Source organism: Prosthecobacter algae (genome assembly GCF_039542385.1).
Taxonomy (GTDB): Bacteria; Verrucomicrobiota; Verrucomicrobiia; order Verrucomicrobiales; family Verrucomicrobiaceae; genus Prosthecobacter; species Prosthecobacter algae.
In genome coordinates, this window is the sequence record NZ_BAABIA010000008.1 from 229,602 (window position 1) to 243,797 (window position 14,196).

Genomic DNA, 14,196 nt, shown 5'->3' on the forward strand with positions numbered 1-14,196 from the left:
CGACGTTTTATTCACATGGATTTTCCCGCCCCTCAGCCGCATCTCCCCCTTACGGGCCCGCGCCCGCTTCCCCGTGAAGCGACCCCGGAGCAGCCTGCCCCCGCGCTGAACCGCCGTGGATTCATGAGCCGGCTCAGTCTCGCCTCCATGAGCGCCGCGCTCGGGGCCGAGATTGTGTTTGGCGACCAAATGCCCGCTGGGCTCGTCCCCGCCGCTTTGGGTCAAAGCGCAGCTCCCCAGGCCATTCCTGGCAAAGAGGCCCTCTCAGTCTTTAACAATCGTCCCCTCGTCGCCGAAACGCCCGCCCACCTACTGGATGACGAGATCACCCCGGCCAAGTACCTCTTCGTCCGCAACAACGGTCTGGCCCCAGCGCCCGAGCAGTTGAACCCCGAAAACTGGACCCTGGAAATCGCCGGCGAAAGCTGCGTAAAACCCGTCACGCTCACTCTCAAGGAGCTGAAGGAAAAGTTCACGCAGCACACCCTGCAGATGGTACTGGAGTGCGCAGGCAATGGCCGCAGTGAATTCAATCCGCCCGCCACGGGCAATCAATGGACCACCGGCGGAGTCGGCTGCCCGACCTGGACGGGCGTTCGCTTGCGCGATGTCCTGGAGTATGCAGGCATCAAGCCCGACGCTGTTTACATCGGCTACTACGGGGCCGATTTGCACCTTTCCGGCGATATCAAAAAGTCCTCCATCTCCCGCGGTGTCCCGATCAAAAAAGCGCTGGAGGATGAGTCCCTCCTCGTCTTTGCCATGAATGGCGAAGATCTGCCTCTGGAAAATGGCCACCCGCTGCGGCTGATGTTCGGCGGTTGGGCAGCCTCGACCTGTGGCAAGTGGGTGAAGCGAATCGTCATCCGCGACCGCGAGCATGATGGGGAAAAAATGAAGGGCCACTCCTATCGCATGCCGCGTTATCCCGTAGCCCCCGGCACCAAGGTCCCCGCTGAGGACATGGACATCATCGCCGCCATGCCCGTGAAGTCCCTGGTCACCTTCCCCAAATCCGGCAGCACCCACCCCACGGCAGATTTCCTCAGCATCCGAGGTCATGCCTGGACAGGCGAGGGCGACATTAGCGAAGTACACGTCTCGCTGGATTTTGGCATCACCTGGCATGAGGCCGATCTACGCCCCGCGAGCAATCGCTACGCCTGGCAGCACTGGAAGGCGGAGCTGAAACTGCCCCAAAGAGGCTACTACGAGATCTGGGCCCGCGCCACCGATAGCCAAGGCCGAAGCCAGCCCATGGTACTGCCCGGCTGGAACCCTGAAGGTTACCTCAACAACACCTGCCATCGGGTCGCCATCCAGGCCATCTAACCATGAGCCCTCTCTTCCGCAGTCTAGCCCTCGCCTTCGCCCTGCTCAGCGTCCCCGCATTGCAGGCAGAGGACGTGCCCCTCGATCCCGTCACCGGCATGAAGATGGGCCCTGACTGGGAGATCGTGCGGAACCACTGCATCATCTGCCATTCCTCCCAGACTTTCCTCCGCCAAAAAGCCACCGAGGCCAACTGGACCTCCGTCCTCACCTGGATGCAAACCAATGGCGGCCTGTGGAAACTAGAGCCCGACGTGGAAAAAAAGATCGTCCAATACTTGGCGACCCACTACGGCCCGGGCGATACGGCTAACTACCGGCGTGCCCCCATCCCCGCCACCCTCATGCCGCCGAATCCCTACGCCAGCGAGGCGAAGCTGGAAGCCGAGGCCAAAAAACAACAAGGTCTCATCCAGCCGCCTTCAAAGTAGGACTCGGCCTGCCTTTAGCCTAACCATCTTTAAGGCGCGCCTGCACCGCCGCCATCGCGCACCTCACGATAGCGCTGGCGCAGGATTTTGAGGGAGGCAGGCAGATTGGGTTCATCCACAGCCGGGATTTCCCCACCGCTCTGGAGCAACTGCAGTTCCCGCTGAAGATGGGGCAGGTCATCTAGGCGGACTTTTTCCAGAGCCTGATTCGCAGCCTCCTGCACGGCTGCCACGTACTGCGCGCGCAGTTCCACCAGAGGGTCCACCGGCGGCTTTGGCGGCGGCGGGATCACCGTAATGGGTTTGATGATGATGGCCGAACTCGCAGTCGGCAAATCTTGAATTGGCGGCAGCGCCCCCAGCACCTCCGCCGGGATCGGTTTCTCCGGGGCCTCCATTTCCTCCACCGTCGCCATGGGCAAGGTGTTATCTTGTTCGATCACGATCTTGTCCTTAAACAGGATCAGCAAAATCAGGCTGCCCACACTGATCAAAGAAATCATCACATGCAGACCCGTGCTAAAGGCCTTCCACACAAAGGCATCCAGCCGCTGAAAAAAAGACGGCTCATAGTGCCTAACCACGGGTTGCAAACTTCCCGGCACCACCTTCGGCGGCGGGGCCACCGGCGGCGCAGCAGGGGCAGGCGGCTTGGCACCTGGGGCCACCACCATTCGGGAACGAGTGGTCGCACTTTCGCCTTTCTCCTGCTCACCTAACAAGGCCGCTTTCAGCGCCGCTGCCACCTCAGAAGGTTGGGCAAAAGGGCGAGCCGTTTCGGCCTCCAAAGTCCGCCGGATCACCGCTGCAAACGCCGGTGGCAAATCCCGCGCCAGCCGCCCATCGGCCCCGAGCGCACAGCGGGCAAACATCCAGTGCAAAGCCGTGCCCAGCGCCTGGAGGTCTCCTTTCAAGCTGCCATGGAAAGGGCGAAGCCATGCGAGGTCCCCCACCTCATCCTGCGCCATGCCGATGCAGGTCAACTTCACATGCCCCTCAGGAGTCACCCAGGTTGAGTACACATCCAGCGCGCCATGCGGCATCTGCTGATCATGCAGGATCTGCAAAGCCTCGCACAACTCCAACGCCAAAGGAAAAGCTGTCTTTGGCTTGAGCTGCCCTTCCTCAATGAGGGTGGCTAAAGGGCGGCCCTCCACGTGCTCCATGACCAAATAAAACTGTCCGGCAGGCGTGCGACCAAAATCATAAACTGCCGTGATCAAGGGATGCACGAGACGCGCCCGGCGGCGCAGGCGCTGCTGCAAAGCCTGCGCCAGGTCCTCCGGCGGTGGCGGTATCACCTCAATGACAACCGGCCGATCCAGCGCCACCTGGCGACCTAAAAAGATGGCATGGTCATGACCCGTGTGCGTTTGCCGCTGCACTTCATACTGAGGTAGCCACGCGCCTAACTCGTTCACCGAGGGGAAATGGGGGGCCAAGAGGTCAGACATGAGGGGGGATCAACAGCAAGTTAGACTTTCTATTTTAGGCGCATCTGCCTGGGAATGCCATGGCACAATCTGGAAAATCAGATCCTGGTAAAACAACCTTCCTCCATCTTCGGCCTCGGCCTGACGAAACCTCTTTATGCCCCATGGCCAGTGGAAAGGTAGCACTGCCTAACAAAAAGGCGGGAACCGTCATCACGGTTCCCGCCTCAAAGAGATGAATGCTAATTCCGAACTTAGCTGTTCAGCGCGACGGCTTCAGGCTTGATATTTTTATGGAAGTCTGGGCCCTGCACCGTGGCGGCCACATAACCAGCGCGGATGACAAAGTCACCGAAGTGCTCCCCATCCAGGCGCTCCTTGGAGTAGTGCTCAAGGATCGGATCCAGGAGGGGCTTGATGTCTTTGGAAGGCACGTCCTTGCGGAAGAGCTTGCTGAGGCGCTCACCCGCGTGACCACCGCCCAGATAGACGTTGTAGCGGTCTGGACCGAAACCGACGAAGCCGATTTCCGAGATGAAGGGACGTCCGCACCCGTTGGGGCAGCCAGTCATGCGCATGGTGATGGAGTCATGGCGCAGGCCGACTTCCTCCAGCTTCTCTTCGAGCTGGGTGACGATGGTGGGCAAGAAGCGTTCTGCCTCGGCCAGGGCCAGGGCACAGGTGGGCAGAGCCACGCAGGCGATGGTGGAGAGACGCAGCGCGCTCTGCTCGTGACTCTTGGCCATGCCGTATTTTTCCAGCAAAGCTTCGATCTGGGAGCGCTTGGCCGGGGAGACCTTGGCGATCATGAGGTTCTGGTTCGCCGTAAGGCGGAAGTCACCGTCATGGATCTTGGCGATCTCACGCAGGCCGGTGCGCATGGGGTAACCATCGGTATCCAGCACACGTCCACCTTCGACAAAGAGGGTGTAGTGGGAATCGCCAGTTTCATCTTCCACCCAGCCGAAGCGATCGCCATTGTCCGCAAATACGTAGGGGCGCACCGGGCCGAGTTTGTAGCCGAGGTATTCGTTCAGCTTGGCCAGGATCCACTCTGGGCCGTGGTCATCGACCGTGTACTTGAAGCGGGAGTGCTTGCGGTCCGTGCGGTCCCCAAAGTCACGCTGCACGAGGACGACTTTTTCTGCCACGTCCACGACCTGCTCCTTGGTGCAGAAACCGATGACATCCGCGATGCGGGGGTAGGTGGCTTCGTTGCCATGGGTGGAGCCCATGCCGCCGCCAACGGCGACGTTGTAGCCGACGAGCTTGCCGTCTTCGACGATGGCGATGAAAGAGAGGCAGTTGGCGAAGATGTCCACGTCATTGCTCGGTGGCACGGCGATGGTGATCTTGAACTTACGAGGCAGGTAGGTTTTGCCATAGATCGGCTCCACTTCTTCCTCGGTGCTTTGCACCTTTTCACCATCCAGCCAGATCTCGTGATAAGCACGGGTGGCGGGGGTGAGATGGGCAGAGATGTCCTTCGCAGCCTGGAGCACGTCGGCATGCACGCTGGACAGGTAAGGGTTCGGATTGCACATCACATTCCGGTTCACGTCACCGCAGGCTGCGATGGTGTCCATGGCCGCGTCGTTGATCTCCTTGATCGTGCGCTTCAAGTTGGACTTGATGATGCCGTGGAGCTGGAAGGCCTGGCGGGTGGTCAGCTTGATGGTGCCATTGGCATAGGTATCTGCCAGGCGATCCGTCTGCAGCCATTGTTCGGAGGTGGAAACACCGCCGGGGACGCGGATGCGCAGCATGAAGGAGAAGGCTTTCTCCAGGCGATGCTTGCGGCGGTCTGGGCGCAGGTCACGGTCGTCCTGCTGGTAGCTGCCGTGGAATTTGATCAACTGCTGATCGTCTTCGCAAAGGGAGCCCGTGGACAGATCGGCCAGACCTTCGGCGATGGTGCCGCGCAGGTAATTCGACCGGGTCTTGATGCCTTCATTGGCAGAGAGTTGCTTTTCGCTCATGGGATTTGGAGGGGGTTGAGTGTGAGCTCCAGGGATTAATAGACATCGCGCTGATAGCGCTTCGCTTTCTTGAGGTCTTCGATGTAGGCCTCAGCCGCTTCGCGGGATTTGCCGCCTTGTTTTTCGACCACGGTGAGGAGGGCTTCGTTCACGTCATGGGCCATGCGGGTGGCATCACCACACACATAGAAATGGGCACCTTCTTCCAGCCAGGCGTAGAGCTCCTTGGCGCGCTCCAGCATGCGCTGCTGCACGTAGATCTTCTCAGGTTGGTCACGGGAGAAGGCGACGTCCAGCTTGGTCAGCGCCTTGCTGGCCAGATGGTCCTGCCACTCGGTCTGGTAAAGGAAGTCGTAGGTGTAGCGTTGGTCGCCAAAGAAGAGCCAGGATTTGCCCTGCTGCTCCAGCGCGGCGCGGTGCTCCACAAAAGCGCGGAATGGAGCCACGCCCGTGCCTGGGCCTACCATGATGATGGGGGTATCCCCAGAGGCAGGAAGGCGGAAGTTTTTGTTCTGATTGGTGTAAACCGGGACGACGTCTCCACGCTTCACCAGATCAGCCAGGTAGGTGGATGTCACGCCTTTGCGCTGTTTGCCAAAGGACTCATAGCGCACGGAGGCGACCGTGAGATGCACCTCATCTGGATGCGCCAGCGGGCTAGAAGCGATGGAATACAGGCGCGGCGGCAGCGGACGAAGGAGGGAAACCAGCGCCTCAGGGGACAGGCCCTTGGAGGCAAAGTCCTCGATGGCATCCATGATCCAGCGGCCATGCAGGTAATCCTTCAGCTTGTCCTTGGCACCGTCACCCAGGAGGGTAGCCAGTTTCTTGGACTTGGTGAGTTCCAGCAGCTTGGTCAGCACCGGGCGGGAAAGCGCGGTGATGTCCAGGTCTTCACGCAGGGCATCTGCCAGCGTTTTGCTGCCGATATCTGGCACGCTGGCCTTCTCGGTGCCGACCAGCTTGGCCGCTTTGAGGATACCTTCGACCATGTCGGGGGCATTCACCGGGATGATCCCCAGGGAATCGCCCGGCTCATAAGTGAGGCCGGAACCTTCCAGGGAAAGCTCATAGTGCCAGGTTTCCTTGGCCGTGCCTTTGCCATTCAACAGCACGCGCTCCTTCAGCTCGGCTCCAAAAGGATTCGTTTTATCATGCTCGGTGGCTGCCGGAGCGGCGAAACCGACGACAGCAGCCGGGGCTGCGGCCACAGCAGGACCGAAGGCGGCCAAAGCGCCGTCCAACCACGCACGGTGCGGTTTTTCATACTGGAGATCGCAGTCCACACGCGGGTGGATGCGCTGGGCCCCGAAGCTTTCCAGGCGGGCATCGAAGTCCTTGCCCATCTGGCAAAATTTCTCATAGGAGGTGTCGCCGAGGGCGCAGACGGAGAAACGCAGCTTTGGCAGGCTGAGGGTCTCACTCATGAAGGCCTTGTAAAAAGCGGTGGCCGTCTCAGGCGGCTCGCCATCGCCCCAGGTGCTGATGATGACCAGGAGGTTTTCCACCTTGGCGAGGTCGGCAGGCTGGATATCGGCCATGTTTTTGACCGTGGGGGAAAAGCCACGCTTTTTCGCGTCCTTCGCGGACAGGTCTGCCAGTTTTTCTGAATTTCCCGACTCCGAGCCATACAGGATGGTCAACTTCGTCGCCGCAGCAGCAGGTGCTGGCACGGCTGTGGCAGCGCCGGAGTCCCCTGCGGAAAGATACCCGGCCAGCCAAAAGCGCTGGGCAGGGGTGAAACTCGCCATCAGGCCGTCCAGGGCCCGACGCAGGTCAGGGGAAAAAGGGGAGTGCTCGGGAAGCATTTCTTGAGTGTTTCGCAGAAGGGTGGGACAAAAATACGCCAAGCCGGGGCCTAGCGGGCTAGCAAACTAGCCAAAATCAGCGTCTCGTCGAGTAAACGTGTGATTTCAGAGCCCTTCGGAATGCAATTTGGCGATAAAAAGGCGGAATTCAGCATGGCCAAACCTAGCCGCTCGATCCCCAAGGCCGAAAGATGCAGAACGGCGAAAAAGCACAGGATACAGACACCTGCCTTTTTCGCCGTTGCTTGGTTAGACCTGCCTTTGAGGAACAGTTCTTACTCAGACTTGCACTCGCACAGCCACTCCATCTTGCTGCACTTTTCGCAGGTGGAGGTGTCATACTCCAGACGAGCGACGACCGCTTTGGAGTCAGGAGAATTTTTGTACTGCAGGATCAGCATGTCGCCTGACTTGATGACGGGCAGGATGAAACCCTTGGCGTCTTTTTCGACCGCCAGCTTGGTGGGTTTGTCGCGGTCCCCGGTGAGGGCGACGAGACTCTGAGCTCCCACGGCCACTGGCTTCATGTCTTTGTCCAGGAGGGCGATGTGGAACTTGTCCCCCTTCACGGTGACTTCACCATGCATGGTTTCGTTTTTGCTGAATTCGACGATGCGGCCTTTGTTAGGACCGAGTTCAACCCCGCCGTGAGCAAGCAGCAGGCTGGTGGTGGCGGCGAGAATGAGGGAGGTGATGAATGTTCTTTTCATGGACGAATGATTCTAGGTTTAGGTTGGTTCTGAGGTTCACTGCGCTGCGGGAGCATGGCTGCCCACAGCAGATTCGGCGGCCTTGCGGCCAAAGAGGTAAAAGACGGCAGGGGTGATCATAAGATCCAGAAAGGTGCTGCTGACGAGGCCGCCGACGATCACAACGGCCACTGGGTGGAGGATTTCCTTGCCCGGTTCATTCGCCGCGAGCAACAGTGGGATGAGGGCAATCCCGGCGCTGAGGGCCGTCATCAAAACGGGCACAAGGCGCTCCAACGTCCCACGCACGATCATCTGGCGGGTGAAGCTTTCTCCCTCATGCGACATGAGGTGCAGGTAATGGCTGATCATCATGATGCCATTTCGCGCTGCCACGCCGCCCACGGCGATGAACCCAACGATGGTGGCGATGCTGATGTTATCCACCAGCAGCCAGGTGAGGGCCAGCCCACCCATGAGGGCGAGGGGGATGTTCAGCATCACTTGAAGGGCCAGGGAAAGGCTGTGAAAATAGCTGAACAGCAGCAGGGTCACGACGCCGAGCACCAGGACAAAATAGAAACCGATGCGCTTCGCTGCCGCCTGCTGGGCCTGAAACTCGCCCTCGAAGCGCAGGAAGTAACCTTCCGGCAGCTTCAGCTTTTCCCGCACCGCAGATTCCCATTGGTCCACAATGGACTCCAGGTCACGGACGCCCGTATTGGCCCCAATAACGATGCGGCGCTGGGTGTTTTCACGGTTGATGACATTGGGCCCCTTCCCTTCCCGGATGTCGGCGATGAGGCGCAACGGAATGCGCGGGCCTTTGTCGGTTTCAATGAGGAGCTCGCCCAGTTTTTCCGCCGAATCACGCCAGCTTTCCGGCAGGCGCAGCACGAGATCCACGGTGCGCTGCCCTTCACGCAGCTCAGCAAGAGTCTTGCCCCCCAGGAGGGTGGAGACCTGTTCATTGAGCGTACCGGGTTGCACTCCATATGCGACGGCGCGCTGCCGATTTACTTCAATTTTAATTTGGGGAATGGGCACCTGCGCCTCAAGATTCACGTCGGTGAGACCGGGGATTGTTTTGGCCAGATCGCGGACTTGTTCGCCCTTTTCTCGCAGCACCTCCAGGTCTGGCCCGAAGATCTTCACGACGATCTTGGCTGACACACCGCTGAGCATGTGGGAAAGGCGATGGCCGATGGGCTGGCCGACATTCAGGAAGGTGCCTGGAATGGTCTTCAGCTTGGTGCGGATCTCTGCGAAGACAATTTCGCGCGCGCGGCCACCTTCATGAAACTCGACATCGAATTCATTCACGCTCACGGGCATGACGTGGTCATCTTTTTCCGCACGGCCTGCGCGGCGACCCACGCTTTTCACCTCAGGGATGTTTTTAAGAAGACGCACCCCCACCTCGCCGATCTCATTGGATTGGGCGAGCGAGGTACCCGGGGCGCTGGCCAGAGAAATGGTGGCACTGCCTTCATTGAAGGAGGGCAGAAATTCCTTTCCCATGATGGGGTAGAGCATCAGGGAGGCGATGAGCAGCATGCCCGCGACGGCGATGACCAGCATGGGAGCCCCCAGCGCCAGACGGAGAAAGCTGTGCTGAACAAACCACTTCATGGCACGGACCAGGAAGCCATCATGATGGGTGGCGGTCGGTTTCCTTTTGATCCGGAGCAGCAAAGAACACAGAACAGGAATGACCGTGAGGCTGACCACAAAAGAAGCCGCCATGCTGGTAATGGTGGCAATGGCGATGGGGGTGAAAAGCCGCCCCTCAATGCCTTCCAAACCTAACAATGGAAGGAATACCAAAATAATGAGCACGGTGGCGTAGAGAATGGAGTTTCTCACCTCTCCCGAAGCCGTGGCGATGACTTCCAGCACAGGCTTGGGCGATGCCAGAGAAGCATTTTCCTGAAGCCTGCGATACACATTTTCCACATCCACAATCGCATCATCCACCACCATGCCAATGGCGACAGCAAGGCCGCCAAGAGTCATCGAATTCACACTGATGCCTGAGGCTTTAAAGATGAGGATGGTGACAGCAAAGGACAGCGGCATGGCCATGAGCGTGATGGCCGTGGTGCGTAAATTCAGCAGGAACAAAAACAGGATGATGGTGACCATGATGGCCCCGTCCCGGATGGCTTCCTTGAGATTGCCGATGGCGTGCTCGATGAAGTCTCCTTGGCGGAACATGATCTCTGCCGTGACGCCTGCAGGGAGGGTCGGCTTCAGTTCTTCCAAAGCGGCTTCGATCTGTGCCGAGAGTTTCAGCGTGTCGAAACCAGGGGCCTTATCAATGCTGAGCACCACGCCCATCGTGCCATTGACGCTGGCATCCCCTCGCATGGTCTGCACGGCATGCTTGACCTCGGCCACATCGCTGATGAGCACGGGGCGGTCTTCCACCGTTTTGATGACGGTGTGGGCGATGTCTTCCAGTCGTGTGGTCATGCCCAGATTGCGCACCATGATTTCGCGTGGCCCAGCCTGCAAATAGCCGCTGGTGGCATTGCCTGAGGCACGGCCCACGGCGGTCTCCACCTCTTCAAAGGTGACGCCGAAGGCAGACAGCCGGTTCGGGTTGGGCTGCACCTGGATCTGCTGCACGCCGCCGCCGATGGTCAGCACCTCCGCCACGCCGCTGATGCTCTGCAAACGACGGCGGATGGTCCAGTCGGCAAGCACCCGCAGATCAGCCGGGAGGACCTTACCATCCGTGCTGCGCAGGCCCACCAGGAGGATTTCCCCCATGAGAGAAGAGACGGGCGTCATGCCGGGTTTGCTCCCCGCAGGCAGGGTGTTCAGCACGGTTTGCAAACGCTCCTGCACGAGCTGGCGGGCACGGTAAATGTCCGTCCCCCAGCCAAATTCGGCAAAGACCAGCGAGAGTCCCACATCGGAATTTGACCGCAGGCGGTCCAAACCACCGACGCCCTGGACGGCGCTTTCGATGGGCTGGGTGACGAGCACCTCCACCTCCTCCGGGGCGAGGCCTGGGGATTCGGTGAGGATGGTCACCGTGGGTTTGGTCATGTCGGGCAGCACCTCGACAGGTAGCTGCGTGAGTGTCTGAAAACCAAACAGCAGCACCAGGAGCGCCACCATGAGAATGATAGGCCGGTGGTGCAGGGAAAAGCGGATGAGCGTGTTTAGCATGATGTTAGGCCGCAGCGCGTTTTCGGGTCATCAGCAAGGTCACCACCAGGAGCAGGAAAAGCAGACCGGTGCTGGCCGCGAAAAAGGTGGTCAGCATGTTCCATCCTGCCCCGCCTTCATGATCGTGATCTCCATGCCCGCCCTGAGCAGCGGCGATTTGTTCCTTGGACATCTCCGTGCCATCCTCATTGTGGGGATGGCCGTGGGCGGCATCCATGGCCACTTTGAGGGAAACACTGCCTTTGCCCGCAAAGGCGAGGGCGTAAGCGCCACGGACCACCACTTCATCGCCCGGAAAGAGGCCGCTGAGGACTTCGACAAACTGGTCGTTCTGCGCACCGAGGACGACATTGGTTTTCACAAAGGCGTTTTTGAGATCGTAGTCCTTAATATAAACAAACCGCTCTGCCGCATCTCCCTGAATGGCAGTGCGAGGGATGGAGAGCACGTTTTCACGGGTGCTGACGACGATGCTGAACTCCGCCTTGAGGCCGGGACGCAGCAGCCCGTCGGGATTGGGAACATGAAAGGCCGCCTCGACGGTGCCAGTGGCCTCATCCGCCAGGGTGCCAATGTGAGCCAACTTGGCCTCAAAGACCTTGTCTGGCAGGGCGCTGAGGCGGATGTGAGCCGGCTGGCCGAGCTGTAACCGTCCAGCGAGATGCTGCGGCACCTGGGCGGCGGCCTCGACCGTCTCCAGATCCACAATTTCCATCAGCACCTGATCCGGTGAAATAGGCTGCCCAACGGCGATGTCCACCTTGGCCACCGTTCCCGTGATGGGTGACGTGAGCGCGACCGTGGGTGGCGGATCTCCTGGCTGGCGGCTTTCCACCCAGGCGACTTCGTCTCCTTCATCCACGGCCTGATGCGGGATGGCGAGCACGGAGAAGGCGCGGCCTAGGATGCGGCTGCTGACGATGGCTTTTTTGCCCGGCAGCACCTCGATGTGACCCAGAGCAAAGATGGTCTCTTCAAAGAGGGTTTCCTCAGCCTCGGCAAACTGAAGCTGGAGATTGGCCACGGCCGATTCCTCCAAAATCACGGTATTGCCCAGACGTTCGGGATCGGCTGCGGCCACACTGAGCAGCGGCAGGAGGACTAACCAAAAACAGGTTTTAAAATTCATGAATGCAAAAGTTACAAATTCACACCCGCGCTTTTCAGCAGGCGCATGGTTAAGAAGTACAGGATGATTGTGAGGACGATGCCGGTGCCGAAGGCTGGCCAGAAGCCGCCGAGCTTTTTGATGAGCCAGGGCATGAGGATGAACATGGGCAGCGTGGGCAGGACAAACCAGAAGGTGCCAAAGGCATGCCGCCCGATGAGAGCGGAGTCCTTTGTCTCCAGGTAGATCCAGATGAACGCGAGGAGGGAGGTCAGCGGCAGCGAATGGATGATGCTGGCCGCGCTGTTGTTGCGCTTGGCGATCTCGGTCACGATGACAATGACGCCAGCGCTGAGGAAGAGCTTGATGAGGTAGTAGGCCATGGCTTTTCGATGAATCGGTTAGGCAAAAGATGGTTTAGCGTGCGGAGCCGACAGCGGCCTCGTAACGGATGCGAGCGAGATGAAAATCCCGAGTGGCATCCAGGACGGCGGCTTCGAGCAGCAGGCGCTGCTCGCGGGCACGGAGGACGGTGAGGAGGTCCGTCTGGCCGGTTTCGTAGGCTTTCTCCAGCTTGTCGGTCTGCTGTTTGACGAGGGGCAGCAGCTTGTCGCGGGTTTCACTGACGAGGGCCGCATTGGCCTCCATCTCACGGCGGGCGGTTTCTGCCTCGCTGGTGATCTCGGCAGCGAGGGCGGCAGCCTCCAGGCGGGCACGTTCGATGCTCGCTTTCTTCTCCGCGATCTCCCCCTGGTTGCGGTTCCATAATGGCAGCGGAATGGAGAAACGGAAGCCGACGAAACCCGTGCGCTCTGTCTGGCGAGAGGTGACGTCCTGCTGTTCGCGTGCGGCAAAGAATCCGGCGCTAACATCCTGATAACGCCGGGCGTGGGCGAGGGAGGCCTCAGTCTGCGCGGTCTGTGTTTTGGCCTGAGCAAGCTGATAGTCGGCACGCTGCTGCCAGGGCACTCTGCCCGGAAGCGTGAGAGCGGAGAGCTCCCCGGTGATCTGCAAGGCCTGAGATGGCGAGTAACCCAACATGGGCTTGAGCTGGCCCTGAAGGCTGACGGTTTCGATCTCGATGCGGCGTGCCTCTAGCTGGAGGCGCTGGGCATCCACCTGGGCCTGGGCGGCATCCAGGGGGGAGAGTTCCCCTGCTTCGGCACGGTCTTTGGCAAAGGTGGAAAGCTTTTGCGCAAGCTGATTCTGTTGCTGGCGCAGAGCACGCTGTTTTTCCAGAGCGACAAGCCTGACTGCGAGGATGCGAGCGTCTGCAATGAGGCGGCGTTCCACGTCCTTCACCTCTAGCTCGGCGGACGTGACGAGCTGTGCGCTGAGCTGCCTTTCCAAGCCGAGACGGCGGGTGATGGGGAAGGACTGATCCAGCGAAAACTCGGTGGAGCGGGGGGAAACGCGGCTCTCGTTTTGAAACTGGGTGCCGAGGGTGGGATTGGCCAGGCGTCCGGAACCGAGCTGGCGGCCACGGGCCTCCTCCACGGCCATGCGGGCGGCCTTGAGCTGCGGGTGATGATGGCGCACACGGGGTGCGATGTCGGAAAGGGTCAGGGCCGAGGCGGACGTGGTGAACGTGAGGCCGAGCAGAAACAGGAAAGGACGATGCATAAAGATGAGAATTTGAGATGGGAGGCCTAACTAAAAAGTCAGTGCCAATGCCGGGACAGCCTGGGGCAGATCATCATCGTGGATGACGGCCCTGGGTCCGCGTCTCAAATTCTGATTGCGATGGTGCGTGTGAGCACCTTCGGCCATCGTCGGCCACTGCCATCATCCCTGGGCGGATGCATCCCTGGGCGGCGTGCCGGATCGTTGACCAAAAGAAGCAGGGGGGGAAGATCCAAGGTGGCCAGCACGGCGAGCACAGGCACAGGGAGGGCTGAGGACTGCGAAACAAGCTGCTTGGCGTGGCCCGGCTCTTTCAAGGGTTCATGCTCGTGAGTGTCACCCCCGGTCTCGTCATGGTGATGAGACGGTTCATCATCGTGGTGGCAGGCAACCCCGTGGGGACCGTGGCAATGGTCATAGGCGGTGATCTCCACCTCGCCGCCGCAATCGCAGATGTAACCGCGCATCAGCCCGAAAACCTGCGCCCAGCCCAGCGCAAGAAGCGCGAGGCAGGTGAGGATTTGGTAACGGGCTTTTGAGCGCATACGGGGGTAACTACGTCTATGACAGAGCCTTTTGTCAAACGTTCATCTCTGCGGGAGACGGGACGAAA

General features: G+C 59.8%; 11 protein-coding genes. 2 read left to right on the top strand and 9 right to left on the bottom strand.

The features are described from left to right. Nucleotides 1-15: 15 nt before the first annotated feature. On the top strand, nucleotides 16-1,332 hold the full coding sequence (locus ABEB25_RS18915) for a sulfite oxidase (protein ID WP_345737999.1): 1,317 nt from the start codon (nucleotides 16-18) through the stop codon (nucleotides 1,330-1,332). A gap of 2 nt (nucleotides 1,333-1,334) precedes the next feature. After that, nucleotides 1,335-1,763, top strand: coding sequence for a hypothetical protein (locus ABEB25_RS18920; RefSeq protein WP_345738000.1), 429 nt, complete (start codon nucleotides 1,335-1,337; stop codon nucleotides 1,761-1,763). 29 nt (nucleotides 1,764-1,792) lie between these two features. Here the strand turns inward: ABEB25_RS18920 and ABEB25_RS18925 are convergent, their stop codons facing one another. The 9 genes from ABEB25_RS18925 to ABEB25_RS18965 all read right to left on the bottom strand — a co-directional run bounded on the left by ABEB25_RS18925 (nucleotide 1,793) and on the right by ABEB25_RS18965 (nucleotide 14,128). Beyond that, nucleotides 1,793-3,217 carry a hypothetical protein gene (locus ABEB25_RS18925; RefSeq protein WP_345738001.1) on the bottom strand — a complete coding sequence of 475 codons (1,425 nt, stop codon included), beginning with the start codon at nucleotides 3,215-3,217 and terminating at the stop codon, nucleotides 1,793-1,795. A gap of 233 nt (nucleotides 3,218-3,450) precedes the next feature. After that, nucleotides 3,451-5,175 carry an NADPH-dependent assimilatory sulfite reductase hemoprotein subunit gene (locus ABEB25_RS18930; protein WP_345738002.1) on the bottom strand — a complete coding sequence of 575 codons (1,725 nt, stop codon included), beginning with the start codon at nucleotides 5,173-5,175 and terminating at the stop codon, nucleotides 3,451-3,453. Between the two features lie 35 nt (nucleotides 5,176-5,210). After that, on the bottom strand, nucleotides 5,211-6,983 hold the full coding sequence (locus tag ABEB25_RS18935) for a diflavin oxidoreductase (RefSeq protein ID WP_345738003.1): 1,773 nt from the start codon (nucleotides 6,981-6,983) through the stop codon (nucleotides 5,211-5,213). Nucleotides 6,984-7,258: 275 nt separating this feature from the next. Further along, nucleotides 7,259-7,693: a hypothetical protein gene (locus ABEB25_RS18940; RefSeq protein WP_345738004.1), complete on the bottom strand. Its 435-nt coding sequence runs from the start codon at nucleotides 7,691-7,693 to the stop codon at nucleotides 7,259-7,261. A 36-nt stretch (nucleotides 7,694-7,729) separates the two neighbouring features. Then, a complete protein-coding gene (locus tag ABEB25_RS18945) occupies nucleotides 7,730-10,852 on the bottom strand; it encodes an efflux RND transporter permease subunit (RefSeq protein ID WP_345738006.1) in 3,123 nt (1,040 codons plus the stop codon). Between the two features lie 4 nt (nucleotides 10,853-10,856). Beyond that, complete coding sequence (locus ABEB25_RS18950) at nucleotides 10,857-11,981, bottom strand: efflux RND transporter periplasmic adaptor subunit (RefSeq protein ID WP_345738007.1); 1,125 nt, start codon at nucleotides 11,979-11,981, stop codon at nucleotides 10,857-10,859. 11 nt (nucleotides 11,982-11,992) lie between these two features. Then, nucleotides 11,993-12,343, bottom strand: a complete 351-nt coding sequence (locus tag ABEB25_RS18955) for a DUF3147 family protein (protein WP_345738008.1) — start codon at nucleotides 12,341-12,343, stop codon at nucleotides 11,993-11,995. Nucleotides 12,344-12,377: 34 nt separating this feature from the next. Then, the gene (locus tag ABEB25_RS18960) at nucleotides 12,378-13,583 is read right to left on the bottom strand and encodes a TolC family protein (RefSeq protein ID WP_345738009.1); all 1,206 of its coding nucleotides are present in this window, start codon (nucleotides 13,581-13,583) and stop codon (nucleotides 12,378-12,380) included. Nucleotides 13,584-13,687: 104 nt separating this feature from the next. Then, nucleotides 13,688-14,128, bottom strand: a complete 441-nt coding sequence (locus ABEB25_RS18965; RefSeq protein WP_345738010.1) for a hypothetical protein — start codon at nucleotides 14,126-14,128, stop codon at nucleotides 13,688-13,690. Nucleotides 14,129-14,196 lie beyond the last annotated feature (68 nt).